The organism is Synechococcus sp. CBW1004 (assembly GCF_015840715.1).
Taxonomy (GTDB): Bacteria; Cyanobacteriota; Cyanobacteriia; order PCC-6307; family Cyanobiaceae; genus Cyanobium.
Map to the genome: position 1 here is coordinate 2,612,209 of NZ_CP060397.1, position 23,953 is coordinate 2,636,161.

21 protein-coding genes are annotated in these 23,953 nt (G+C 67.9%); 14 read left to right on the forward strand and 7 right to left on the reverse strand.

Annotated features, from left to right (window positions below; all coding sequences use genetic code 11):
• Positions 1 to 119 precede the first annotated feature (119 nt).
• Complete coding sequence (locus H8F25_RS12435; protein ID WP_197210684.1) at positions 120 to 1,748, forward strand: radical SAM protein; 1,629 nt, start codon at positions 120 to 122, stop codon at positions 1,746 to 1,748.
• A gap of 675 nt (positions 1,749 to 2,423) precedes the next feature.
• Positions 2,424 to 4,772, forward strand: coding sequence for a M10 family metallopeptidase (locus tag H8F25_RS12440; RefSeq protein WP_197210685.1), 2,349 nt, complete (start codon positions 2,424 to 2,426; stop codon positions 4,770 to 4,772).
• A gap of 229 nt (positions 4,773 to 5,001) precedes the next feature.
• On the opposite strand, the gene H8F25_RS12445 is transcribed toward H8F25_RS12440, so the two are convergent.
• On the reverse strand, positions 5,002 to 6,438 hold the full coding sequence (locus H8F25_RS12445; RefSeq protein ID WP_197210686.1) for an O-antigen ligase: 1,437 nt from the start codon (positions 6,436 to 6,438) through the stop codon (positions 5,002 to 5,004).
• Positions 6,439 to 6,454: 16 nt separating this feature from the next.
• Complete coding sequence (gene purU, locus H8F25_RS12450) at positions 6,455 to 7,327, reverse strand: formyltetrahydrofolate deformylase (RefSeq protein ID WP_197210687.1); 873 nt, start codon at positions 7,325 to 7,327, stop codon at positions 6,455 to 6,457.
• A gap of 197 nt (positions 7,328 to 7,524) precedes the next feature.
• Here purU and psbQ point away from each other — a divergent pair, with 197 nt between their 5' ends.
• Genes psbQ through pstS form a run of 3 tightly spaced genes read left to right on the forward strand, consistent with a single transcriptional unit; the run spans position 7,525 to position 10,317 of the window.
• Positions 7,525 to 8,043, forward strand: coding sequence for a photosystem II protein PsbQ (psbQ, locus tag H8F25_RS12455; RefSeq protein WP_231596816.1), 519 nt, complete (start codon positions 7,525 to 7,527; stop codon positions 8,041 to 8,043).
• Positions 8,044 to 8,066: 23 nt separating this feature from the next.
• Complete coding sequence (locus H8F25_RS12460) at positions 8,067 to 9,254, forward strand: FAD-binding oxidoreductase (RefSeq protein WP_197210688.1); 1,188 nt, start codon at positions 8,067 to 8,069, stop codon at positions 9,252 to 9,254.
• A gap of 25 nt (positions 9,255 to 9,279) precedes the next feature.
• Positions 9,280 to 10,317: a phosphate ABC transporter substrate-binding protein PstS gene (gene pstS / locus H8F25_RS12465; protein ID WP_197210689.1), complete on the forward strand. Its 1,038-nt coding sequence runs from the start codon at positions 9,280 to 9,282 to the stop codon at positions 10,315 to 10,317.
• Positions 10,318 to 10,662: 345 nt separating this feature from the next.
• Here pstS and dnaK read toward each other — a convergent pair whose 3' ends face one another.
• Positions 10,663 to 12,573, reverse strand: a complete 1,911-nt coding sequence (dnaK, locus tag H8F25_RS12470; RefSeq protein WP_197210690.1) for a molecular chaperone DnaK — start codon at positions 12,571 to 12,573, stop codon at positions 10,663 to 10,665.
• 158 nt (positions 12,574 to 12,731) lie between these two features.
• On the opposite strand from dnaK, the gene H8F25_RS12475 reads away from it, so the two are divergent.
• The 4 genes from H8F25_RS12475 (at position 12,732) to H8F25_RS12490 (ending at position 15,632) form a co-directional block, all read left to right on the forward strand.
• Positions 12,732 to 13,652, forward strand: coding sequence for a shikimate dehydrogenase (locus H8F25_RS12475; RefSeq protein ID WP_197210691.1), 921 nt, complete (start codon positions 12,732 to 12,734; stop codon positions 13,650 to 13,652).
• Positions 13,653 to 13,931: 279 nt separating this feature from the next.
• Positions 13,932 to 14,369, forward strand: a complete 438-nt coding sequence (locus H8F25_RS12480; RefSeq protein ID WP_231596817.1) for a Tic20 family protein — start codon at positions 13,932 to 13,934, stop codon at positions 14,367 to 14,369.
• A gap of 106 nt (positions 14,370 to 14,475) precedes the next feature.
• Positions 14,476 to 14,847: a 30S ribosomal protein S6 gene (rpsF, locus tag H8F25_RS12485; protein ID WP_197210693.1), complete on the forward strand. Its 372-nt coding sequence runs from the start codon at positions 14,476 to 14,478 to the stop codon at positions 14,845 to 14,847.
• Positions 14,848 to 15,326: 479 nt separating this feature from the next.
• Complete coding sequence (locus tag H8F25_RS12490) at positions 15,327 to 15,632, forward strand: hypothetical protein (protein WP_197210694.1); 306 nt, start codon at positions 15,327 to 15,329, stop codon at positions 15,630 to 15,632.
• A gap of 3 nt (positions 15,633 to 15,635) precedes the next feature.
• On the opposite strand, the gene H8F25_RS12495 is transcribed toward H8F25_RS12490, so the two are convergent.
• Entirely contained in the window at positions 15,636 to 16,892 is a 1,257-nt protein-coding gene (locus H8F25_RS12495) for an argininosuccinate synthase (protein ID WP_197210695.1), read from the reverse strand.
• Positions 16,892 to 17,173 carry a hypothetical protein gene (locus H8F25_RS12500; RefSeq protein WP_197210696.1) on the reverse strand — a complete coding sequence of 94 codons (282 nt, stop codon included), beginning with the start codon at positions 17,171 to 17,173 and terminating at the stop codon, positions 16,892 to 16,894. Before H8F25_RS12500 ends, H8F25_RS12495 begins: the two co-directional genes overlap by 1 nt.
• A gap of 270 nt (positions 17,174 to 17,443) precedes the next feature.
• Between H8F25_RS12500 and H8F25_RS12505 the strand changes: the two genes are divergently transcribed.
• The 3 genes from H8F25_RS12505 to H8F25_RS12515 all read left to right on the forward strand — a co-directional run bounded on the left by H8F25_RS12505 (position 17,444) and on the right by H8F25_RS12515 (position 19,459).
• Positions 17,444 to 17,695, forward strand: coding sequence for a DUF3134 family protein (locus H8F25_RS12505; protein ID WP_197210697.1), 252 nt, complete (start codon positions 17,444 to 17,446; stop codon positions 17,693 to 17,695).
• A 388-nt stretch (positions 17,696 to 18,083) separates the two neighbouring features.
• On the forward strand, positions 18,084 to 19,139 hold the full coding sequence (gene mraY / locus H8F25_RS12510) for a phospho-N-acetylmuramoyl-pentapeptide-transferase (protein ID WP_197213819.1): 1,056 nt from the start codon (positions 18,084 to 18,086) through the stop codon (positions 19,137 to 19,139).
• Between the two features lie 80 nt (positions 19,140 to 19,219).
• On the forward strand, positions 19,220 to 19,459 hold the full coding sequence (locus tag H8F25_RS12515) for a hypothetical protein (protein ID WP_197210698.1): 240 nt from the start codon (positions 19,220 to 19,222) through the stop codon (positions 19,457 to 19,459).
• A 34-nt stretch (positions 19,460 to 19,493) separates the two neighbouring features.
• Here the strand turns inward: H8F25_RS12515 and H8F25_RS12520 are convergent, their stop codons facing one another.
• A complete protein-coding gene (locus tag H8F25_RS12520; protein WP_231596818.1) occupies positions 19,494 to 19,679 on the reverse strand; it encodes a cytochrome B6 in 186 nt (61 codons plus the stop codon).
• Positions 19,680 to 19,858: 179 nt separating this feature from the next.
• Between H8F25_RS12520 and purT the strand changes: the two genes are divergently transcribed.
• Both purT and H8F25_RS12530 read left to right on the forward strand, forming a co-directional pair.
• Positions 19,859 to 21,052, forward strand: a complete 1,194-nt coding sequence (purT, locus tag H8F25_RS12525; RefSeq protein ID WP_197210699.1) for a formate-dependent phosphoribosylglycinamide formyltransferase — start codon at positions 19,859 to 19,861, stop codon at positions 21,050 to 21,052.
• A 161-nt stretch (positions 21,053 to 21,213) separates the two neighbouring features.
• Positions 21,214 to 22,131, forward strand: coding sequence for an LCP family protein (locus H8F25_RS12530; RefSeq protein ID WP_231596819.1), 918 nt, complete (start codon positions 21,214 to 21,216; stop codon positions 22,129 to 22,131).
• A gap of 33 nt (positions 22,132 to 22,164) precedes the next feature.
• Here H8F25_RS12530 and H8F25_RS12535 read toward each other — a convergent pair whose 3' ends face one another.
• Positions 22,165 to 23,751 (reverse strand): dienelactone hydrolase, encoded by a 1,587-nt coding sequence (locus H8F25_RS12535; RefSeq protein ID WP_231596820.1) that lies wholly within the window; start codon positions 23,749 to 23,751, stop codon positions 22,165 to 22,167.
• Positions 23,752 to 23,953 lie beyond the last annotated feature (202 nt).

The following is a 23,953-nucleotide window of genomic DNA, read 5'->3' on the forward strand; positions in this document are numbered from 1 at the left end:
CACGCCATCCCAGATCAGGATGACAACCTTGTCCCTCTTGTCCCTTTCCTCCTGCTGCCCTGAACCAGGAAACTCTGCTGTTTGAGCCGGCACAGCCCGGGGTCGGGGCCTTGAGGACGGTGCTGGCCTTCCCGAGCACCTACAGCGTCGGCATCACCAGCCTCGGCTACCAGGTGGTGTGGGCCACCCTCGCCCGGCGCGCCGATGTGGATGTGCGGCGGCTGTTCACCGACCAGGGGGATCCACCTCATCGCCACTGCGATCTGTTCGGCCTGTCGCTGAGCTGGGAGCTGGATGGTCCGGTGCTGCTCGATCTCCTGGAGAGCCAGCGCATTCCGATCTGGGCGCTTGAACGGGGCGACGACGATCCGATCGTGTTCGGCGGTGGGCCGGTGCTCACCGCCAACCCCGAACCGCTGGCGCCCTTCTTTGACGCAGTTCTGCTCGGCGATGGCGAGCTGCTGCTGCCGGCCTTCCTTGACGCTCTCCAGGAGTGCCGCAGCGCCCCGCGCCCTGAGCGATTGCGGCGGCTGGCGCAGGTGCCGGGGGTGTACGTGCCTTCGCTCTATGCCCCCTTCTATGACGGCGAGGGGCGTCTGCTGGCGGTGGAGCCAATCGAAGCCGGCATCCCGGCCACCGTGGCCAAGCAGACCTGGCGCGGCAACACCCTGAGCCATTCCACGGTGATCACGCCGGAGGCGGCCTGGCCGTCCATCCACATGGTCGAGGTGGTGCGCAGCTGTCCGGAGCTGTGCCGCTTCTGTCTGGCCAGCTATCTCACCCTGCCTTTTCGCACGCCTTCCCTTGACGACGGTCTGATCCCGGCGGTGGAGGCGGGCCTTGCCGCCACCCAGCGCCTCGGCCTGCTGGGAGCCTCCGTCACCCAGCACCCGCAGTTTTCCGAGCTGCTGACCTGGCTGGATCAGGATCGTTTCGACGGCACGCGGGTGAGCGTCAGCTCGGTGCGCGCCGCGACGGTGACGCCCCAGCTCGGCCGGATCCTGGCCAAGCGCGGCAGCAGGTCGCTGACCATCGCGATCGAGAGTGGCAGCGAACGCATGCGCGAGGTGGTGAACAAGAAACTCGCCACCGAGGAGATCTTCGCCGCAGCCCGTTATGCGCGGGACGGTGGTCTCACCGGTCTGAAGCTTTACGGCATGGTCGGCCTTCCCAGCGAGGAGGAAGCCGATGTCGAGGCCACGGCCGAGCTGCTGCTCGCTCTCAGGAAGGCCACCCCAGGCCTGCGCCTGTCCCTGGGGGTGAGCACCTTCGTTCCCAAGGCGCACACGCCGTTCCAGTGGGAGGGGGTGCGGCCGGAGGCGGAGAAGCGGCTGAAGCTGCTGGCGAAGCGTCTCAAACCGAAGGGCATCGAGCTGCGTCCCGAGAGCTACGGCTGGAGCGTGATCCAGGCGCTGCTCTCCCGCAGTGACCGCCGTCTGGCGCCCGTGATCGCCGCCGCCCGCGGCCGCCACGAGACCCTGGGTGGCTGGAAGCAGGCCTATCGGGCCGTGCTGGCGGGTGATCAGACGTCGGATCTGGTCAGCCTTGCGGGGGATCTTCCAGGGCCTCCTGCCTGGGACGATGTCATCCATGCCGGCTGGGAGGGCGGGCGCGTGCTCCCCTGGGATCACCTGGAGGGGCCGCTGCCGCGTGACACGCTCCAGCGGCATCGCCGTGAAGCGCTTGGCGTGGCGCAAGCCGGGGACGGGCCGGGGCTCACGCGCGACCCGACTGAAGCGCCGGCCTGAAGGGTCTCATTGTCTCGAAGTCGCCCGGCGCGCCATGCTCCAAATCCTCACTGAAGCGCGCTCGAAGCTGCCCTCAGCCTTAAGGTGAAAGAGAGCCCAAGTCGCGCCCAGTCCGCTCCTCCGGAATGCTGGGCCTGGGAACGCCCCCTCTCCTGAGGTAAAACGCCATGACGACTTTTCTGCTATCGGGATCACCGCCCGGCCGGCGCGGTCGCGGTCTGCAGCGGACCCCGCCCCCCTGAGGCCTGGCCTGATCACGGGGCCTGCTGCTCCTCTTCTTCGGCTTCAGCACACCAGCGACAGTCCTCGCTTCGTGTTTGCCCAGATGAGCGCTTCTCCCCGTCCAGCTGTTTGGCGCATGGCCTCAGGTGTGCTCCTTTCCGATGCCTGAATCGTGCGTGAACGATGCCGCACTGCTTGCCGCATCCCTTGCCAAGCGCTCCTGCTTTCCGTTCTCGGCGGCAGTGAGGCTGCCACTTCTCAGCTCCGGATCCGCTGCAGTTCCCCGGAGTGTCCCCACCCTCTGATTCCTTTCCGACCATGGCGAACATCAACCGGCTCCCATTGGATTCCATCTGGGATGGCCTCGAAGGTGCGGTCCTCACCAGCCGCGGTGACCTCCCGGTCCCGCCCCCAGCCGAAGATCCAACGTCGTTCCGGAACCAGGGCAGCTCTGTGGTTGACGCGACCGCGGCGCTGTTCTCCGTCGGCACCGCTCCGCCCCTTGCCACCGCCTGGCTCTCACGCGACCCCCTGACCCTGGCTCTGTCTGTGGTCACCGGCGTTGCGGATGCCGCCGGCAAGGAGGCCCCGCTCGAGGCGGAGGCGTCGGTCGATCTTGACGCCATCGACAGCCGCATCCACGCCGGTCGCTGCGTCTGCATGGCCTGCAGTGGCGCTGCCCGCTTCCCGCAGGGCCGCACCAGTGCCACGGTGACAGGCGGCTCCACAGGTGGCACCAGCGCCATGCCTGCCGCCAGCCTGCAGACCCTGGCGAACTATCTGACGCGGGATTTCTGGCTGGAAGCCGGAACTTATGCGCGCCGATTCAACCTCACCAGCAGCGGCACCGGTGCCAAGAATGGTGTCATCACCTACAACGTCACGGGCTGGGCGAATGATGGCAATGGCCTCTCCGCCGATCGCCGGGCACTGACCCGCGAGGTGTTCAAGCTGTATTCCGCTGTGACCGGCATCAACTTCCGGGAGGTCACAGGGTCGGGAGGTGATATCCGCTTCACCGACAATGACAGCGGCGCCTACGCCTACATGGCTTCCGGCTGGTATGCGGATAGCACACGCAAGAACGTGACTATCAATTACAGCGTCGTCAATGTCGAGGCTTCCTGGTACGACGGCCGCTCCAATTACAATACCTACACGCCCCAGACCATCTTTCACGAGATCGGGCATGCTCTTGGCCTCGGCCATCAGGGGCAGTACAACTACACGGGTACTCCCCTCAGCTACGCCACGTCGGCCCAGTTTGCCAACGATTCCTGGCAGGCCACGATGATGTCCTACTGGGATCAGGCGGAGAACACCACAACCGGTGCCTCCTTTGCCTGGTTGCAGACGCCGATGGCGGTCGACTGGATTGCTCTGAATGACCTTTACGGCGGCCAGGGCTACAGCACGGACAAGGCCTTCCTGGGCGACACCGTCTACGGCGTCGGAACCAGCATCAGCGCTTCGGTGAGTCAGATCTGGAATCTCTTCAGCAACTACGCCGGGGTCACGGCCTACACCCTGGTCGATGGCGGTGGCTACGACATTCTGGATGTCAGCAATTTCGGCGCCAATCAGCTGATCAATCTCGCCCCGTCTCGGCTGGGCGCCGTGGCCCCTTCTGTGTCCAATATCGGCGGCAAGATCGGCAACCTCACGATCGCCGAAGGAACCATCATCGAAGCCGCCAATGGTGGCAGCGGTAACGACAGCTTCTACGGCAATGATGCTGCCAACACGTTCCGAGGCAATGGGGGCAATGACAGCTTCTACGACAGCCTCGGCTCCGACATCTATTATGGCGATGCCGGCGAAGACTGGCTGTACTTCAGTGAATCGATCGATCTGCTCAGTTATTCTCTCTCCGGTGATTCCCTCCTGTTCTCACGTCGCTCCGGCAGTGCCGATGTCGATCAGGTCTGGAAGGGCTTGGAGAACCTCTCCTTCAATGGTGAGGCTTATACCTATGATCAACTCCTTGACACTGTGTTGGTCGGCCCCCCTCCTCAGCCCGCCGCCACCCTCAGCCTCGCCAATGGTGTGAGCAGCACGGTCAATGAAGGCACCACCGTCTCGATTGATATCGCCACGACGAACCTGGCGCCGGGGGCTTCCGTCTATTGGCAGATCACCGGAACGGGCCTCATGACCGGTGATTTCGTCGGTCTTCCCTCTCTCGAGGGGAGCGTGGGCACCGATGCATCCGGCAAGGCCACGCTCAACTTCAGCATCAGCGCCGATGCCACCACAGAAGGCGATGAGCTCCTGGGCTTTGCGTTGTTCAGTGACGCCGGTCGCACCAGCAAGCTGGCGGATCTGAGCCTCACCATCGCGGACACCTCGCTCACCCCCACGGTCTCGAACCTGACTCTCTGGGGCACAACCAGTAGCGACACCATCATCGGTGATGCCGGCGACGACCGCATCGCCGGGGTGCTGGCCACGGGGACCAGTGCTTCCGCGATGGGCAGGGGACAGATTGACCGACTCACCGGTCTGGCGGGGTCTGATGTCTTCGTGCTGGGCGACAGCCGTGGCGTGTTCTATGACGATCGCAGGTCCTGGAATCTGGGTACTGCTGATTATGCTCTGATCAACGATTTCAGATCCGGAGAAGATATGCTGCAGCTCCGTAGTGGTCGTTACCTCACCACCACCTCGGGTGGCAATCTCTCGCTGTACTGGGATCGCAACAACAATGGCAGCCTCAATACCAGCGGCTGGAGCAGTGATGAACTGATCGCCGTTCTCACCGGTGTGACTGACATCGGCAGCAGCGACATCCTCTGGGTCTAGGGAGTGCCTCCAGGCGCCACCTCTTGGGGTCCGGCGGTGTGATGCACACCGCCGGACCCTCGTATGGGTGATCTGCCTGTGCCGCCAACCTGCTCTGATTCCTTCTTGTTGGCTCTGGGCTGAGACCTCGAGGGCCGTTGGGTCGGGGCTGTCTTGGCGTTGTTCGAACGATTCCTGAGCCTGAGAGCGCCGCCGAGGGTGGCCGCTGCCTGCTGTTCCGGTGACTGCCTCAGGCCTTCCGGATCGGCAGTGCACGGCTGGAGAGCGGAGACGCCCCTCCCGAGGCCTTCAGCCGGCGGGTTGATCCACCATCGGCTTGCCCATGGAGCTCCAGGGGTTTGCCTGTTTCCAGCAGGCAACACCGCAGGCCCGCCAGCAGCACCCATCCAGCCACATTGATCCGGCTGTCGTAGAAGGGAATGTCCGTGGTGTGCAGGCAGGCCAGCACCAGGGCGGACGCCCACCAGGCCCGCTCGAACACCGGCCCACGGATCATGCCGCGTCGGGCTGCACCGATCAGCAGCCACAGCACGAGACCCACCACCAGGGCGGCCACGGGCACACCGTGGCTGAGCGCCAGATCGATCGGCAGGTTGTGGGGATGGCCGTGCCAGTGGCCCGTGCGGCGTGGGTAGATGAGGCTGAAGGCGGCCGCTCCCCAGCCCAGCCAGGGGCGTTCGGCGATCAGGCCGACCGCCACCTGCCACTGCGCCAGGCGGGTGATCGCCAGGGGCCGCTGGCCGGCGAACTGCAGGTCGCTGAGGCGGCCCCAGATCGCCTCCGGAACGAGCGCCCGGGCAGGGGTCTGGAGCAGTCCGGGGATTCCGCTCAGGCTGGCGAGGCTGATCAGGCTCACCGCCAGCAGCAGCAGCGGCAGAAGCCAGGGCCAGGTGGCCGGCCCCACCACGAGCGGCAGCGCCATCACCAGCGCACCCCAGGCGTTGCGGGAATCGGTGAGGAACAGCGCCGCCGCCAGGGAGGCGGCGATCAACAGGGCGATCCCGCGCAGCGTCGGTCGCAGAGGCTTCTGCACCAGGGCTGCCAGGGCGAACGGCCAGGTCAGGGCCAGCCACGAGCCGGCGATGTTGGCGTAGTCGAACAGTCCTGAGAGCCGTCCCGGTGGGTTGCCGCCAGGATGGAGGTGCCAGATGATCAGTCCGCCCAGCTGCTGGACGGGGCCGCTCCAGCCCCACCACAGTTGCCCCAGGCCGGTGACGATCACCGGTACGGTGCCGACCAGCAGCGCCAGTCCCGCCCGCCGCCGCGCCGGTGCGGTGGCGAGATACGGCTGATAACCCCAGAAGGCCCAGAAGAAGGGCAGCCAGTTGCCCAGGCCCACCCAGGCGAGCCAGCCGCTTTCCGCCCGGAGACAGCCCAGCAGCATCAGGAGCGCGGCTGCCATGAGCGCGATGTTGGCGCGGTCCGCCAGGGGCGCTGTGCGCTGGCGGCTGCCGAGCAGCAGTGCCACGAACAGCAGCAGGCCCCCCAGCAGAGCGCTGCTGGCCAGCAAGGCCAGACCCAGTTGAAAACAGCGCCAGCCCAGTGGACTGGCGGCGCTCGGGCGATCTGCCAGCAGACGGGCATCGAGAGCGGCCAGGGTGATCAGGGGCAGCCGTCGGAAAGCATCGTCAATCTTGCTGGAGCCCCCGCCCGCTTCCCGCTTCATGAGGTCCGTCGAGGGTTCAGTCGAACACGGCGGTGCGGCCGCGGTAGACCATCACCTGGCGTTTGAGATGCAGGCGCACGGCGCGGGCCAGGGCCAGGCGTTCGCAGTCACGGCCCTTGCGGATCAGATCCTCCACTTCATCGCGATGGCTGACCGCAACCGTGGACTGGGCGATGATCGGTCCGCCGTCGAGCTCCTCGGTCACGTAGTGAGCTGTGGCGCCGATCAGCTTGACGCCCCGCTCCCAGGCGCGGTGATACGGCTGGGCCCCCTGGAAGGCGGGCAGGAAGGAATGGTGGATGTTGATGATCCGGTGAAAGGCGTCGGGGGGATCGAACCGCGCCAGGAAATCGGGCGTCAGCACCTGCATGTATTTGGCCAGGATCACCAGCTCGATGGCGTGCTCGTTCAGCAGCTCGAGATGGCGGGCTTCCGCTTCGGCCCGGTTGGCATTGCCGATCGGCACATGCTCGAAGCGGGCCCCGAACTCCTCGGCGATCGGCCGCAGATCGGGGTGGTTGCCGATCACCAGCGCCACCTGCATGGGGAGCTCGCTGGTGCGGGTGCGCCAGAGCAGATCGAGCAGGCAGTGATCCTGCTTGCTCACGAAGATCGCCACCGGCGGGCGGGTGTCGGAGAAATTGACCTTGTACTCCCCGCCCAGCCGCTCCGCCAGGGCAGCCGCCGTGGGGCAGATTGCCTCGCGAGGCAGCCCGAAACCCTCCAGCTGCCACTCGATCCTGCTGAGGAACAGGCCCGCCCCCGGATCGCTGTGGTGATCGGCGTGGACGATGTTGCCGCCGTTGGCGGCCACCCAGCCGGACAGCTCACGCACCAGTCCGGGCTGATCCGGGCAGATCATCTGCAGGATGGCGGTGGGAGAGGGCATGGATGAGTGAGGCTCTGCGCTGGCAGCGCTCCATCCTTAACCTGCGGCCGGTCGGGCACGCCGCTTTCGCGGTTCTACCTGCGCGGATCCGCTTTCCGCGGCGGCCTGCCCGTTGCGAGCGGCTACAGAGCCTCCCCTCGGCAGGGAGGGGATCGGTACAGTCCCCCCACCGCACCCTCCGATGCCCCCGCTGCACCATGGTCCTGCGTTCCCAGCCCGTTTCCGCCGCTCGCGCTCTGCTGCGCCGAGGCCTGCGTTTTGCTCTGATGCTGGTGCTGTCGGTGGCCCTGGGCAGCTCGCTGCTGGCCGGTGAGGCCGCTGCCGCCCGGAAGGCCCCCACCACGATCAGTCCGGCCGACATGGCGGCGATCACCCGCCAGGCGGAGGGTTTCCTGGCGGCCCGTGACCGGCTGCCTGAGCTGGCCACGCTGGTCAACGAGAAGGACTGGACCTTCACCCGCAACCTGATCCACGGGCCGATGCAGGAAGTGGGCCGCGAGATGCTCTACATCAACCAGCGACTGCTGCCGGCCGATCGCCCCGAGGCCAACAAGCTCGCCAACAACCTCAAGACCGCCATGGCGGAACTGGATGAGGCAGCCCGTCTGCAGGACGGCGAGGCTCTGCGCAAGGCCTACATCAAGGTCGCCAGCGGCTTCGGGCTCTACGCCCAGGTGCTGCCCGAGCAGGTCAAGGTGGAGCTCAAGCAGATCTGAGCTCCGGGGCGGGGCTGCCTCTGATGCACTCCATCGCAGGCCCCGCCCGTTTCGAGGTCCCATCCGGCCGTGCCGTCACGGTGATCGGCGCCGGTCTGGTGGGCCTGTCCTGCGCCTGGCTGCTGGTGCGACGCGGCCACGCCGTGCTGCTCCTCGACGGCTGCGAGCCGGCCCGCCGCCCGTCGGGTGGGGACCCTCTGGGAGAACGGGGCAGTGAGGCGGCCCTGGGCGTGCTGATGGCGCGGGTGTTTCACCGCAGCAGTGGCCGAGGCTGGCGTCTGCGACAGCGTAGTCTCGAGCTATGGGGGGCCTGGCGCAGGGAGCTCGCCGCGCGGGGCCGGCCGATTCCCTGGCGGCCGGGTCTGCTGCTGCTCGCCGCGGAGGCATCGGATCTGACCCGCCAGCAGCTGTTGCTGCATGATCCCCGCCGGCAGCAGGGCGACGCAGCAGGGCAGGCGCTGCAGCACTGGGACCCGCAGCGCCTGCGGCAGCTTGAGCCGGTGGTGCCGGCGGCGGCTCTGGGTGGGCTGTACAGCCCGCAGGACGGCCAGCTCGACCCTTGCGCCGCCATGGACGCCCTGGCTCTGGATGCGGCGGCGGCGGGGATGGAGCGGCGTTCGGAGCGGGTCGCGGCCCTGGAGCGATGCAGTAGTGGCTGGCGCCTGAGGCTCTGCAGCGGCGCGTCGCTCGAGTGCGAGTGGCTGGTGCTGGCCGCGGGCCTGGGGAGCACAGCGTTGTTGCCGGGCGAGCTGCAACCGCCGCCGCCGAGGCTGGAGCCGGTGCTGGGCCAGGCGCTCGAGCTCGAGCTCGATCCCTGCGATCGACCGGCGCCCGGGGGAGGCTGGCCGGGAGCCGTGGTGTGGCGCGGGATCAACCTGATCCAGCGCCCCCCCGCCGCTGATGCTGACGCGGCGCCCTGGCGGTTGTGGCTGGGGGCGACGCTGGAGCCCGGCCAGGAGGCGTCGGCCGGGGCACTGGAGTCCCTGCGCGACCTGGCGGGAGAAGCGCCCGACTGGCTGCGCAGGGCGCGCCTGTGCAGGCACTGGCAGGGCCTGCGCGCCAGGCCCCAGGGGCAGCCCGCCCCGCTGCTGCAGGACCTGGGCAACGGCCTGCTGCTGGCCGCGGGGCACTATCGCAATGGCGTGCTGCTGGCCCCCGCCAGCGCTGAATGGGTGGCCGAGCGGATCGAAGCGGGACGGGGTGCGACGTAGGTTTTCCCCAGATTCCCGTTGTCCCATGGCCACCGCTCGCCGTTTCCCGCGCCGTTCCGGTTCCGCGTCGCCTGCCGCGCCGACCAGGCGACGCAGCCGCGGCCGGGTAGGGCTGCCGTTGGCGCTGGCGGGCAGTGCTCTGCTGCTGAGCGGCTGTGGCGGTGGCAGCACGCTCAACGGCGCCGGTGCCTCCTTTCCAGCGCCGCTCTATCAGCGTTGGTTCCAGGAGCTGGCCGGCCAGGGAATCAGGGTCAATTATCAATCGGTGGGCTCGGGCGCTGGGGTGAGGCAGTTCGTCTCCGGCACGGTGGATTTCGCGGCCAGCGATGTGCCGATGAAGGCCGAGGACATCGCCCAGGTGAAGCGTGGTGTGCTGCAGATTCCGATGACCGCGGGTGCCATCGCCGTGGCCTACAACCATCAGGGCTGCACGCTCAGCCTCAGCCAGAAGCAACTGGTCGACATCTTCCTGGGCCGCATCCGCAACTTCAGTGAGCTCGGTTGCAGCGCTCAGCCGATCACGGTGGTGCATCGCTCGGATGGCTCCGGCACCACCGCCAACTTCACCGCCCACCTCAGTGCGATCAGCCCTGAGTGGAAGGCGGGCCCCGGTGAGAGCAAGTCGGTCACCTGGCCCACCGGAGTGGGGGCGAAGGGGAATGAGGGCGTGGCGGCCCAGCTCAGTCAGATCAAGGGCGGCATCGGCTATGTGGAATCCGCCTTCGTGCGCGGGGACCTCCAGGCGGCACGGCTCACCAATGCCGCCGGAGAAGCGCTGGAGCCCACCACCGCCAATGCCGAACGGGCGCTGGCCTCAATCGATCTCGGAGCGGATCTGACCGGCCGTGATGCCAACCCCTCTCAGGGATATCCGATCGTGACCTTCAGCTGGATCCTGCTCTACCAGCAGGGCAACGGCAGCAGGCTGGAGACCCTGCAGAAGGTGTTCGACCACACCCTCTCCGAGAAGACGCAGGCGGAGGCCCCCGGCCTCGGCTATGTGAACCTGCCGTCGCCGGTGCTGGCCAAGGCCCGTGCGGCCCTGCAGACGATGAGACCCTGAAGGGGGATCTGCTGGCGCTGGGGGCATTGCTTCAGGCCGTACGCCCTCCTTGCGCTGCTGCAATCCGGCAGACGCGTCAACGGCAGAAACAGGCACGTCAGGGTGAGCCCACTTCTGGGGGGGCGCTGCGCGGGGGATGCGGGCGTACGGAGAGCGATCCATCCGTGGCCACCGGGCGGCCTCTCCGTCGCGATGGATCAGGTGCTCTTGATGACTGTGCACAGAAAAGCCCCCTCGAGGAGGGGGGCTGCTGCGAGAAGCGTTGTCAGGATCGGGCGCCTGGACCGGTTCGCCTCGCTCGGAAGGGTTGGCCGGGGGCCTTGAACAGGCCCCCGGTGGTCGCGTTCACTTGCTCTCGGTGAACTCGGCGTCGATCACGTCGTCGGCACCGCTGGGGGCTCCGGCACTGGCGCCGTTGCCGTTCCCGCCGGGGGCCGCCCCGGCCCCATCGGCACCGGCCTGCTGATACACCGAGGCACCGGCGGCGTAGAGGGCCTGCTGGAGTTGTTCCAGCACGCTCTTCATCGATTCGGTGTTGTCCTTCTCGATCGCCTCCTTGAGCTCCTTGGTGAAATTCTCCACCTTGGACTTGTCGTCGGCGCTCACCTTGTCGCCGAGTTCGGCGAGCTGCTTCTCGGCCTGATACACCAGCGTTTCCGACTGGTTCTTCAGATCGATCTTCTCGCGCTTCTCCTTGTCGGCGGAGGCATTGGCTTCGGCATCCTTCACCATCCGCTCCACCTCGTTGTCAGAGAGGGTTGAGGCACCGGTGATCGAGATGCTCTGCTCCTTGCCGCTGCCCTTGTCCTTGGCGGTGACGCTGAGGATGCCGTTGGCGTCGATGTCGAAGGTGACTTCGATCTGGGGCACGCCACGGGGGGCCGGCGGGATGCCGTCGAGGCGGAAGGTGCCGAGCGACTTGTTGTCGCTGGCCATCTCGCGCTCGCCCTGGAGCACGTGGATCTCCACGTTGGTCTGGCCGTCCACCGCAGTGGAGTAGGTCTCCGTCTTCTTGGTGGGGATCGTGGTGTTGCGGGTGATCATCTTGGTCATCACACCGCCGAGAGTCTCGACGCCGAGCGACAGCGGCGTGACATCGAGCAGCAGGATGTCCTTCACCTCACCGGCCAGCACACCGCCCTGAATCGCGGCGCCCACGGCCACCACCTCATCCGGGTTCACCGTCTGGTTGGGATCCTTCCCGGTGATGCGCTTCACGAGTTCCAGCACCGCCGGAATGCGGGTGGAACCGCCCACCATGACGATCTCATCGAGTTCGCTGGTGGAGAGCTTGGCGTCCTTGAGGGCCTGCTCCACCGGCACGCGGCAGCGGTCGATCAGGGAGCTGGCCAGCTCCTCGAACTTGGCGCGGGTGAGGGTGAGGTCGAGGTGCTTGGGGCCCTCGGGAGTGGCGGTGATGAACGGGAGATTGATCTCCGTCTGGGTGGCACTGGAGAGTTCGATCTTGGCCTTTTCGGCCGCCTCGGTGAGGCGCTGCAAGGCCTGCTTGTCCTGACGCAGATCGATGCCTTCGTTGGCTTTGAATGAATCGGCCAGCCAGTCGACGATCACCTTGTCGAAGTCGTCACCGCCCAGGTGGGTGTCACCGCTGGTGGAGAGCACCTCGAAGACGCCGTCGCCGACTTCGAGCACCGACACGTCGAAGGTGCCGCCGCCCAGGTCGAAGACCAGGATGCGCTCATTGCTCTTCCGATCCAGGCCGTAGGCCAACGCAGCCGCGGTGGGCTCGTTGATGATGCGCAGCACCTCGAGACCGGCGATCTTGCCGGCGTCCTTGGTGGCCTGGCGCTGTGAATCGTTGAAGTAGGCGGGAACGGTGATCACCGCCTGGGTGACGGTTTCACCCAGATACTTGCCAGCATCCTCAGCCAGCTTGCGCAGCACCTCGGCTGAGATCTCCTCAGGGGCGAACTGCTTGTTGAGCACCGGGCAGCGCACCTTCACATTCGAGCCAGCCTTCTCAACGCCATAGCTGACTTCCTTCGACTCTTCATTCACTTCGTCGACACGACGGCCGATGAAGCGCTTGACGGAATAGAACGTATTTTCGGGATTCATGACCGCCTGGCGTTTGGCGATCTGGCCCACCAGCTTGTCCTGGTTCTTGGTGTAGGCCACCACCGAAGGGGTTGTGCGGAACCCTTCGGCATTGGCGATCACGGTGGGCTTGCCTCCCTCCATCACCGCCACACAGCTGTTCGTGGTGCCGAGGTCAATACCAACGACCTTGCCCATGGGTTCCCACCTCCTGGAGTGGATGAAATCGGACTGGGAGCATCTTCAGCAGCGGCCCTGCGCTCAGGCGAGGGGTGGTTCCCGAACCGCACCGTCCCTTTGTTTGGCCCAGAAGCCTTTCTCCATCTACGGTCTGGGCTGCCTGAGCCGGTCGGTCGATGTCATCTGCGATCCCTTCTCCCAGCCCGATCCGCGGCTCCACCGCCTTCGCGGGGGTGCTCGGAGATCCGGTGCGTCACTCCCTGTCGCCGGTGATGCACAACGCCGCCCTGGCCTCCCTTGACCTCGACTGGGTGTATCTGGCCCTGCCCGTCGCAGCCGACAGGCTCGCCACCGTGGTTCAGGCCCTCGAGGCGATGGGCTGTCGTGGGCTGAGCGTCACCATCCCCCACAAGCAGGCGGTGGCCGCCCTCTGCCGTGAGCTCAGCCCCCTGGCCGAGCGGCTGGGGGCGGTCAACACCCTGGTGCCCCATCCGCAGGGGGGCTGGTTCGGTACCAACACCGATGTGGAGGGCTTCTGTGCACCTCTGCTGGAAGACGGAACCGACTGGCAGGGTCGGCGGGCGGTGGTGCTGGGCAGTGGCGGCAGTGCCCGGGCCGTGGCCGCGGCCCTGGTGGAGCTGGGCTTCGCCGACATCCAGCTGGCAGGGCGGCGGGCAGCCGCTCTGGAGGCCTTCCGGCAGGACTGTGCCGCCTGGGCCCCGCAGCTGCGTCCGCTCGTCTGGACGGCAGAGACGGACGGCCTGGCGGCGGAGCTCGCCACTGCTGATCTTGTCGTCAACACCACGCCCCTCGGCATGGCCTCGGCGAGCGATTCCGGTGCCGCATCGCGCTGTCCCCTCAGCGAGCATGAACTCGACGCGCTGCCCCCGAGCTGCTGGGTCTACGACGTCATCTACACGCCGCGTCCCACTGAGCTGCTGCGCCGCAGCTCCCAGCGGGGCTGCCGCAGCCTGGATGGCCTGGAGATGCTCGTGCAGCAGGGTGCGGCGGCTCTGCGCCTGTGGAGTGGTCGCACCGAGGTCCCGGTCGGGCGCATGCGGGAGGCGGCCCTGGCGGCGCTGGAGCGTTGCGGCTGAGCTTCGCCGGGCTGCCCTCGCGGTTGGACAACCGCTGCCTGGCGACATCACGGGATGGATGGCCCGCTTCACTCCGCAGTCCAGGCTTGGGAGGCCAGAGCCGCCTGCCTCGCTGGGTGCCCTGCTTCCCCCATGGAATGCGGGCATGACGTCACGCCGTGTTGTGGGGACTGCAGTCCGGGGAAGGTGGTGGCCGGGCTCCCGGTGCCAGCCCCTAGCCTGGGCTCTGCGGTATCGGGATCATCGGTGGCACAGGCAGGCACGCCCATCTGGCAACGGTTGCTTTCAGGGCTCGCCTACCTGCTGCCCTTCAGCGATGCCCTGCCCTTCGGCCGTGCCCTTCTGCAGCAGTTCCCGTTCCTGAGTGTGGTGGCGCTGCCCGCCCTGCCCCTGATCGCCCTGCAGCAGCTGATCCCGTTCGGGGGACTGGTGCTGTTCCTGGCGCTTTACCTGGCGGTGGTGCGCAACGACCGTGTGCCCTACCTGATCCGCTTCCACGTGTTGCAGGCGATCCTGATCGACATCGTGCTGGTGCTGCTCAGCCTCGCCTTTCGGATCCTGCTGTCCCCCTTCGCCGGCAGCTTCGCGCTGCGCACCCTCGAGAACACGGTCTTCCTCGGTGCGCTGGTGGTGTCCCTGTTCGGGCTGGTTCAGAGCCTGCGCGGCCAGGAGGCCGACATCCCCACCGTGTCGGATGCGGTGCGGATGCAGCTCTGAGTTCACGGCCGCAAGAGCCCTCCGGGGCGCTGCGATAGGTTGACGGGTCGTCGCTGAAGGGCTCCGCCCCTCGGCCCCCATTCCCGGAGACCTCGACGCCAGCCCCATGAGCCAGCCCTACTACGAGACGATGTACATCCTCCGCCCGGACATCCCGGAGGAGGAGGTTGAGACCCATGTGAACAAGTACCGCGACCTTGTCACCGAGTCCGGCGGTGTGGTTCTCGATACCCAGATGCGCGGCAAGCGCCGCCTCGCCTACCCGATCGCCAGGCATCGTGAAGGTATCTATGTGCAGCTCAACCACAATGGCGACGGCCAGCAGGTGGCTCCCCTCGAGCGGGCGATGCGCCTCTCCGAGGACGTGATCCGCTATCTGACCGTCAAGCAGGATGGGCCGATGCCCGCCCCCCGCTCGGTGCCGAACAGCGGTGCCGGTGAGAGCGTTGCCGCTGCGACCGAGGTAGTGGGCGCCTGAATCCTGCTTCCGGTGACCTGCTGATCAGGGCCCCGGTCCGCTTCATTGCGGGTTCGGGGCTTTCTCATGGTGGTGGTGTGGTCGGCAATCCGGGTTCGATAAACTCCCCGCACCCATCAGCTTCACCGGTACGTGCCATGAGCGATACGGGAGAGGCCAATCGCGCCAGAGAGCGCAGTAATCCGGGACGGGCACGGGCCTTGCCCGATCGTGATCTCCCTCCTGCCGGTGCCGCTTCCGTGTCCCGGCGCTGGTGGGAAGAGGCGACATCGCCCGGGTCGATGCCTCTGATCGCCTCAGCCGGGCCGGAGACCGCTTCGCGCGCAGCCGAAGTGCCACCGCCACCCCCCCCACCTCCCCCGCCGCCGCTTCGGAGCTCTGCGAAGCCTTCGCATCTCGAGCAGGCGAAGACGGAGCGCATCAAGCGCCTTGAACAGGAACTCGCAGCCGCCCGTGACGAGGCGTCTGCGTTGCATGAAATGCTCGAAGATCTTCCCGAGATCTTCGAGCGCAAGTTTCGCCAGCGCCTGCACGGCATCCTTGAGCAGCAGCAGCTTCTGTTGGCCGATAACCGCATGCTGCGTGAGCAGCTCTTTGCCCTTCAGCCCGCCCCTGACGAGCCGGAGGCACGCAGCACCAGGCTCCTGCCGCCGGCTGCCGTTCCCGTCCCCGATCCCAGTGGGAGATCACAGCCCCTGCAGCGTGTGCTCGTCGGCATGCGTCGCCTGGGTCGACGACTGCGCTCCACCCGACCGGCAGGACGGAGCAGCAACGCCGAACCCTGATGTTCAGCGACCGCGACGACGGGCCGCCCACAGCCGTGTCGGCAGCCCCCAGACGTAGATGAAGCCCTCGGCGGCCCGGTGATCGAACTGATCCTCGGCGCCGTAGGTGGCCATGTCCGGGACGTAGAGGCTGTCGGCGCCGCTGCTGCGGCCAACCACCGTGGCGTTGCCGCGGTGCAGCTTCACCCGCACCGTGCCGTTGACGCAGGCCTGGGTGGTGTCGATGAAGGCATCGAGGGCCTGCTTGAGCGGACCGAACCAGAGACCCTGATAGACCAGATCGGCCCACTGCATCTCCAGCTGGCGTTTGGTGCGCAGCACGTCGGCGGCCAGGGTGAGGCTCTCGAGCTCCTGGTGGGCCTTGATCAGCAGCAGCAGGCCGGGGGTTTCGTAGATCTCGCGACTCTTGATGCCCACCACCCGGTTCTCCACCATGTCGAGCCTGCCGAAGCCATGCAGGCCCGCCAGCTCGTTGGCGCGCCGCACGAGGCTGACCGGATCCAGCCGCTCGCCGTCGAGGCTTACCGGGTTGCCCTGCTCGAAGCCGATCTCCACGGTCTGGGGGGCTTCGGGGGTCGCCTCGATGGAGCGGGTGAGGGCGTAGATCTCTTCGGGGGGCTCGACGTTGGGATCCTCCAGGGAGCCGGCTTCGATCGAGCGTCCGAGCAGGTTGAGATCGATCGAGTAGGGCGATTTCTTGCTCACCGGAGCCGGAATACCGCAGCGCTCCCCGTAGGCGATGGTTTCCTCGCGGCTCATGCCCCATTCACGGGCCGGTGCCAGCACCCTCAGCTCCGGCGCCAGGGCGGCGATCGCCACATCGAAGCGCACCTGATCATTGCCCTTGCCGGTGCATCCATGCGCCACGGCGTCGGCACCCACCTCGCGGGCGATCTCCACCAGCCGGCGGGCGATCAACGGCCGTGCCAGGGCGGTGGAGAGGGGATAGCGGCCTTCGTAGAGGGCGTTGGCGCGGATGGCGGGGAAGGCGAACTCGCGGATGAATGGTTCGATCAGATCGCCCACGATCGATTGGCTGGCGCCGGAATCCAGCGCTTTCCGGCGGATCGGCTCGAGCTCATCGCCCTGGCCGAGATCGGCGGCGAAGGTGATCACCTCCTGCACGCCCCACTCGTTCCTGAGATAGGGGATGCAGACGCTGGTGTCGACGCCGCCGGAATAGGCGAGCACCACGCGGCGCGCCCGCGGCTGCTCCCCTGCCGCTCCAGCCGTGCTGTCCGCATGCGCCGAGGCCACCATCAACCCTTCTCCCAGTCGGAATCGTTCGATTCTCCCTCCTGGCCGGACAGACGCTCGGTCGCTGGCGAGGCGTCACGCTCCGCCGGCGCTGGCTGTGGAGGCAGGGACCAGTCGGCGAGCAGCACCAGGGCCATCGCCAGAGGGGGAAGCAGCACCAGGGCCCAGACCACGGCCGGGCGAATCGGCAGTGGCTCGGGCCAGCGCTCCGCCGCGGCCGCCAGCACGGCGCTCAGGGCCAGTGCCAGGGACCAGACGCGAAGCACGGAACGGGAGCTGGACATGGCGATCGCGGCGGAGGGCCCGGCTTCGATGATCCCGGACCGCCGCATCGTTCCGCGGCGGTGGTGGCGGTGCATGGTGCGGCCACGCCGGCCAGTCAGGCTGGTGCACACGCCAGCGGTGGTGGGATGGCCGCCCGCGAACCCTGCATCTGGTGTCGAGACCGCTCTCCGATGGGGTCAGGCCGGCGATGGCCTGCGAGCCTGGGCTGGTGAGCGAACAACTCCTCCCGGTAGGATGATCGATTGGTTCTGCGTGAGCCCAGCCGGCCCATGAGCATCCTCGACACGATCAATCCCTCGCTGACGCGCTACGGCCGCCGCGAGCCGGCGCCGGTGCTGCCCCTGCGCGATGAGCCCGACCTGCTCACTCTGCTGGAGGCCAGCGGCCGCCTGGTGGCGGATGAGGAGACTGCCGGCACCGAGGTCAGCACGGTCGAGGAGGAGGAGCTCTCGGCGCTGATGGGCGAGAAGGAGGATTACAACCAGGCCGACGAGCAGCCCGAGGAGGACTGGGAGGACTGATCCGGGACGGATCCGCTTCAGGCCTGCAACCCCCGGATCGGCTCACCCCTGCAGTCGGGGAGGGAGGCGATCCGGGGGTTGCCTGTTTTCAGGACCTGACGAAGCCGTCCTCCGGCACAGCCATCGCTGCATCGAGATCTGCCCGTCACGTCATCTGGGCCCGGCCGATCGCCGCCGCCCGGCCTCTGCCGCCCCCATCGGGTGCCTCGCTGTCCCGCGCAGGTGTCCTCACGGCTCTTCCGGCTTCGCAGGGTTCCCGCGGTCGGCGCCGGCGCGGCCGGGTGGTGGCCTTGAGCTGGCGCCCCGGCGGGCCTGCAGGCAATCTGGCCTGGCCGTCCCGACTCGAGTGCTCGTCTTGTCTGCGATCCAACGTCCCGACGGCCGGGTGATGGCCGCGCTGCTCTCCCTGGTGCTTCTGGTGGGAGCCCTGGCCAGCGATGTTCTGGTGGCCAACTCCGCCCTCACCATTCCGCTGCTGGTGTCGGCGCTCGTCAGTGCCGGCGTGCTCGCCTGGGGCGTGCCGCGACTGCGGCAGCTGAAGCTGGGGCAGGTGATCCGTGAGGAGGGGCCGCAGGCACACCTCAGCAAGGCCGGCACCCCCACGATGGGAGGCCTGCTGGTGGTGCCCGTGGGCGTGCTGGTGGGGGCCTGGATCAGCCCGGGTGATCCGCGTCTGCTGGCCACCGCCGCGATCACGGCGGCCTACATGGCCATCGGTGCCGTCGATGACTGGCGCAGCCTCACCCGCCGCACCAACACGGGTCTGACCCCCCGCGGCAAGCTCGCCCTCCAGGCGCTGGCTGCCGTCGCTTTTCTCGCCTGGGCCGCCTGGGGGGGCTGGCTCGGTGGCGGCGCGCCCGGCGATGTGGGTCTGCCGCTGGGCTGGGTGCTGCCGCTGGGCCTGTTGATCTGGCCCCTCGGGCTGTTCGTCTTCCTGGCGGAGAGCAATGCCACCAACCTCACCGACGGCCTCGATGGCCTGGCGGCCGGCTGTGGTGCGGTGGTGTTCAGCGGCATGGCCCTGCAGCTCATGCTGCGCGGCAACGCAGGAGATCCCGCCCTGGCCGGTTTCTGTGCCGCGATGGCCGGCTGCTGGCTCGGCTTCCTGACCCAGAACCGCCATCCGGCGCGCGTGTTCATGGGCGACACCGGCTCCCTGGCGATGGGCGCGGCCCTCTCGGCGGTGGCGCTGCTCAGCAACAGCCTCTGGCCGCTGCTGCTCATGGGTGGGGTGTTCCTGGCTGAATCGTTGTCGGTGATCCTGCAGGTCTGGGTGTTCAAGGCCACCAAGGGGCCTGATGGTCAGGGCAGGCGCCTGTTCCGCATGGCGCCGCTGCACCATCATTTCGAGCTCGGCGGCCTGCCCGAGCAGGGAGTGGTGCTGGCCTTCTGGGGCATCAGCCTCGGCCTGGTGCTGCTGGGCCTGGTGCTGCTGCCCACCTGAGCACGGCGGCGGGCCTTCGCGGTGGTTGCGGCGGCGTCGCCTGGCCCAGAATGACGGGGCAGGTCGTGACGGATCCGGCGATGGCCTACTTCACCTGGCGGGAGGCGGGGCTCACCGCCGACTGCGCCAGCCTCGATGCCATGGCGTCACGCTTCGAGGAGGCGGCGTCGCTGATGCGGCGACTGGCGGCGGAGGGTTTCCGGATCGAGCGCAGTGCCGAGGGACCGCGCATCACCCATCCCGATCCCTCCGTGTTCGAGGCCTATGGGTTCATCAGCGAGGAGCCGCCTGAGCGCCAGCTGACGGTCTTCAACGACTGAGGCCACAGGCCCGGCGCCTGCCTGAGGCGGTGCTTCAGCGCCGCAGGAAGCCGATCACCCACACCAGCACGAAGGCCAGCGACGAGAGCCCCAGGTAGATCAGCGTCCACTGCTGCAGGCTGGCCATGTCCATCCCGAAGAGCAGCAGCCCGTCGCCGGCGTCTCCCGCGGTCTGCAGGGCCAGGGGGAGCAGGGCGAGTCCGTGGAGTGGGGCGACCACCGGCAGGGGGACGGAGATGGATGCAGCGCACCCTAGGAGTCAGGCCCCTGGCGGATCGCCGCAGCGCCGGCTGGGACGCGCCTGGGGGCTGAAGCTGGTGGCACGGCTGCCGGTGGAAGAGGTGCTTCAGCGGCCGGCAGGCCAGGATCGGGACACCCTTCGTTCTGCCGTCTGTCCCCATGGATCCTGCCGCCCGCCCCTTCCCCCGCACCCTGCTGCTGCTGGGCAGTGGCGAGCTCGGCAAGGAGGTGGCGATCGCGGCCCAGCGGCTGGGCTGTCAGGTGGTGGCCGTCGATCGCTACGCAGGTGCGCCGGCGATGCAGGTGGCCGATGTCAGCGAGGTGATCGCGATGACCGACCCGGAAGCCCTCAAGGCGGTGGTGCGACGGCACCGCCCCGATGTGGTGATTCCGGAGATCGAGGCCCTGGCTGTCGATGCCCTGGCCGAGCTGGAGGCGGAGGGGATCACCGTCATCCCCACGGCGCGGGCCACGGCCGTGACGATGAACCGCGACCGCATCCGCGACATGGCCGCGGGACCGCTGGGTCTTCGCACGGCCCGCTTCGCCTATGCCGAAAGTGCTGAGGAGCTGCTGGCCGCGGCCGAACCGCTCGGTTTCCCCGTCGTGGTGAAGCCGGTGATGAGCTCTTCGGGCAAGGGCCAGAGCGTGGTCCATGACCGTCAGGGGCTGGCGGCCGCCTGGGAGGCGGCTCAGGCCGGCGCACGCGGCATCGGCACCCGCGTGATCGTGGAGGAATTCCTGCGCTTCGAGCTCGAGATCACCCTGCTCACCGTCAGGCAATGGAACGGCCCCACCCTGTTCTGCCCGCCGATCGGCCACATCCAGGAGCGCGGCGACTACCAGTGCAGCTGGCAGCCGGCCGCTCTCGGGCCTGACCAGCTGGCCGCAGCCCAGGAGATGGCCCGTGCCGTCACCGATGCTCTGGGCGGCGCCGGTCTGTTCGGGGTGGAGTTCTTCCTCTGCGGCGAACCGGGCCGCGAGGAGGTGGTGTTCTCCGAGCTCTCGCCCCGCCCCCACGACACGGGTCTGGTGACTCTCATGGGCCAGAACCTGAGTGAATTCGAGCTGCATGTGCGGGCGGTGCTGGGCCTGCCCATCCCCGGGATCCGCTCGCTCGGCCCGGCTGCCAGCCGGGTCATCCTGGCCAGCGACCAGGGGGCGGCGGTGCGCTTCGAGGGTGTTGCCGAGGCATTGCGGGAGCCTGAGACCCAGGTGCTGTTGTTCGGCAAGCCCGACACAAGGCCATTCCGGCGCATGGGTGTGGCTCTGGCCCGCGGCGGCTGCGAGCAGGAGGCGCGGGACAGGGCGGATGCAGCGGCAGAGCGGATCAGCTGCCGGGCCAGCTCCTGAACCGTCGACAGCCCTGGTGCGAATGGAGTTGGGGCCGTAACCTTCGCCAAGCCAGGAGTCCGATGGCACAGGCCCCAGCCCCCAATTCCCCCCGCTCCTCGCGGCGCTCCTCCCCACCCGGGAGCCGCCAGGAACGATCCGATCGTCGGGTCGACGCCTCGGTGCCTGAGCTGCTCGCGCGCCGTCAAACCGCTCCGCCACCGCCGCAGCGCCGTCCCTGGCGTGTCGCGCTGCTGCCTTTCGCTCTCGGTCTGAGCCTCGGGTATGGCCTGGCCTCGCCTGCGGTGCGGCAGGTGCCGTCGCTGCTGGCTGGTCTGATTCACGCCCCCCGCGGTATCGCGGCCATCGTCAATCCGATGGCCAGCGGCAGCCGACGGGTTCTGATTCTGGGGCGCGACAAGGTCGGAGATAACACCGATGTGATGTTCACCGTCCAGGTGAAGGACGGCATCACCCTGGTCACTCAGGTGCCTCGTGACACCTATGTCGAAACCGATCAGTTCGGCACGATCAAGGCCAACGCTCTTTTTGCCCTGGGGGGTGTGGACGCCGCCAAGGATGAGGTGGCCAAGCTGATCGGCGCGCCGGTGCAGCGCTACTTCAAGCTCAACCTCGATGCCGTGGCCAAGGTTGCCGATGCCCTGGGGGGTGTCGAGGTGGATGTGCCCAAGCGCATGTATTACGTCGACAACGCCCAGGGCCTCTACATCGATCTTTACCCTGGCCCCCAGGTGTTGCGCGGCGAAGCCCTTGAGGGCTTTCTCCGGTTCCGCCACGACGAACTCGGCGATCTCGGCCGCATGGATCGCCAGCGCCTCGTGATGGCCAAGGTGTTCGGCAAGCTGGCCCAGCCTTCCACCCTCACTCGCCTTCCGGAGCTCCTGAAGATCGCCGGTGACGACGTGCTGACCGACCTGTCGCCGCTTGAGATGACGCAGCTGCTGACGGCCATGGCTCAGACGAAGCTCAGCTCCCAGCGGCTGCCGGGGCGGCTCTACTGGCAGGACAACCTCAGCTACTGGATGCCCGATACCAACACCCAGCACCCCACCGGAAGCGGCGAGGAGACCACGCACTGAAGCCGCCGCCGGGCATGACGAATGCCCGGCGGCTCAGGGTGCCGCAGCGGTGGCCTCCACCATCACCATCTTTCCGTTGCCCCAGGCCGCCGGCTCGAGCAGCGGCGCTGCGCCGGCCGTGGGGCGGACCCTGTCACCCGCCTGGAAGGCCGCATCGGTCCAGCTGAGCAGAAGGGGGGACAGCGTGGCGCTGGCCTGCTGCTTCGGTGCGCGCAGGTTGAAGTGGTCGCCACCCTGCACCAGCACCAGCTGGTGTCCGGAGCCGCGCAGGGCCCCGAAGCGATCGAGGGCCTCCGGACCGGACGGCACCACCCAGTCGTGGGTGCCGCTCACCACCAGCCCGCGAGCCTGCATCCCGGCAGTCGCTCCCCGCTCGAACACCAGGCTGACCGGGGGGCTCACGGCCGCCACGGCGATCACCCGTGGATCGGCCAGGGCGGCCCGGTCGGCGGCCCGCAGAAAGCTGCACTGCAGCACCCAGCTGAGATTGCGGTCGGGATCGCGCAGGTTGTCACAGCGCTCTTGCAGAGCACTGACGCTGGGGCGGGTTCCACCCAGCTGCAGGACCGTGGTGGCCCCCCAGGAATGGCCGATCGCCACCACCCGGTCGGTGCGGATCCCCTGCAGGCCACCGATGCTGCCTGCGGCGACCGCATCGATCGCGGCTGAGACGTCCAGCGGCCGTTTGCGCAGTTCGTCCGGGTCCGGCGGTGCCGCCTTTCCGGAGAGCATCGCCTGCTGCTGCTGCTTGTCGCTGCCGGGGTGGTAGGGAAGGATCACCGTGGTGCCACGGGAGGCGAGCGCCTCGGCCCACCCTTCGAAGCTGATCGGGCTGTCCCACAGACCGTGGGAGATCATCACCAGCCGGCCGTTGCTCCCCTGGGCCGGAGACACGATCTGCAGCTGCAGAGGCTCGGGGCGATGGCGTACCGGGATCGAGATCGTGCGCGTGACGGTCTTGAGGGGACCCGGAGCGGCCAGGGTCGGATCGCTGCTCACCGGCGGCAGCTCGGTGACCAGCTGCTGACCCAGTCGCTGCTGGCGCTGGAGCCGCTGGACCGCATAGAGGGCCCGCTCCAGATCGATCGTGGCGCTCTCGCCGGGCATGGTCTGCAGCAGGGTCAGCAGCGTGATCGGTTGGCCGGCCGGGATCTGATCCAGGGCGGTGGCCAGCCTGGTGCCGTCCCGATCGGGCGGCAGGTCCTGCACTTCCACCAGGGAACTGGTCAGCAGCATCACCTGATCGAACAGGGGCGTGCCGACGGCGTTGTTCACCAGGTTGCGCACCGGCAGCGGCAGCGGCGAGGTCATCAGATGACTCAGCTGGCGCCCGATGCGGCCGCCGGTGGCCTGGTCCAGCTGGGCCAGATCGCTGTTGCCGCTGAACAGCCGTTCCGGGCTGGCCAGCTCGCTGACCTTCACGGTGAAGTCGGTCTGCAGCAGCGGCAGCTGCAGTTTCACGGTCTCCAGCGCCCGGGCTGGGGACGCCATCAGAGACAGGCCGGCCAGCAGGGCCAGGCGGCCCCCCAGGCATGGCGCGAGTTGCCGCAGGGGTTGCAGACGGTTTTGCAGATGCTGCGGCAGGCCTGTGGTGATCCGGTGCAGGATCGTCGATCTCACGGCAGAACCACAGGCAGGACGCGTGCTCAGGGTAAAGGGGTTCGTGCCGTTGGGCCCTGGGACAGCGGATGGCTTCCTGTCCGGGGACACGCGTTGGCGGTCGCGACACACGGCCGTGCAATCAGATGAGGAGCGGTGCCTCCTCGCCCCTGGACCGGCCAGAGCTGTCGCCGAGGCCTGAAGCCCGACGGCTCGGGTCTGT

Bases quoted from the DNA above. Each gene is read 5' to 3' on its own strand.
- H8F25_RS12475 (WP_197210691.1), top strand. From the start codon at position 12,732: ATGTCATCTGCGATCCCTTCTCCCAGCCCGATCCGCGGCTCCACCGCC.
- psbQ (WP_231596816.1), top strand. From the start codon at position 7,525: ATGGTCCTGCGTTCCCAGCCCGTTTCCGCCGCTCGCGCTCTGCTGCGC.
- H8F25_RS12460 (WP_197210688.1), top strand. From the start codon at position 8,067: ATGCACTCCATCGCAGGCCCCGCCCGTTTCGAGGTCCCATCCGGCCGT.
- H8F25_RS12505 (WP_197210697.1), top strand. From the start codon at position 17,444: ATGAGCATCCTCGACACGATCAATCCCTCGCTGACGCGCTACGGCCGC.
- dnaK (WP_197210690.1), bottom strand. From the start codon at position 12,573: ATGGGCAAGGTCGTTGGTATTGACCTCGGCACCACGAACAGCTGTGTG.
- H8F25_RS12515 (WP_197210698.1), top strand. From the start codon at position 19,220: ATGGCCTACTTCACCTGGCGGGAGGCGGGGCTCACCGCCGACTGCGCC.
- rpsF (WP_197210693.1), top strand. From the start codon at position 14,476: ATGAGCCAGCCCTACTACGAGACGATGTACATCCTCCGCCCGGACATC.
- purT (WP_197210699.1), top strand. From the start codon at position 19,859: ATGGATCCTGCCGCCCGCCCCTTCCCCCGCACCCTGCTGCTGCTGGGC.
- H8F25_RS12500 (WP_197210696.1), bottom strand. From the start codon at position 17,173: ATGTCCAGCTCCCGTTCCGTGCTTCGCGTCTGGTCCCTGGCACTGGCC.
- purU (WP_197210687.1), bottom strand. From the start codon at position 7,327: ATGCCCTCTCCCACCGCCATCCTGCAGATGATCTGCCCGGATCAGCCC.
- mraY (WP_197213819.1), top strand. From the start codon at position 18,084: ATGGCCGCGCTGCTCTCCCTGGTGCTTCTGGTGGGAGCCCTGGCCAGC.
- H8F25_RS12445 (WP_197210686.1), bottom strand. From the start codon at position 6,438: ATGAAGCGGGAAGCGGGCGGGGGCTCCAGCAAGATTGACGATGCTTTC.
- H8F25_RS12490 (WP_197210694.1), top strand. From the start codon at position 15,327: ATGCTCGAAGATCTTCCCGAGATCTTCGAGCGCAAGTTTCGCCAGCGC.
- H8F25_RS12495 (WP_197210695.1), bottom strand. From the start codon at position 16,892: ATGGTGGCCTCGGCGCATGCGGACAGCACGGCTGGAGCGGCAGGGGAG.
- pstS (WP_197210689.1), top strand. From the start codon at position 9,280: ATGGCCACCGCTCGCCGTTTCCCGCGCCGTTCCGGTTCCGCGTCGCCT.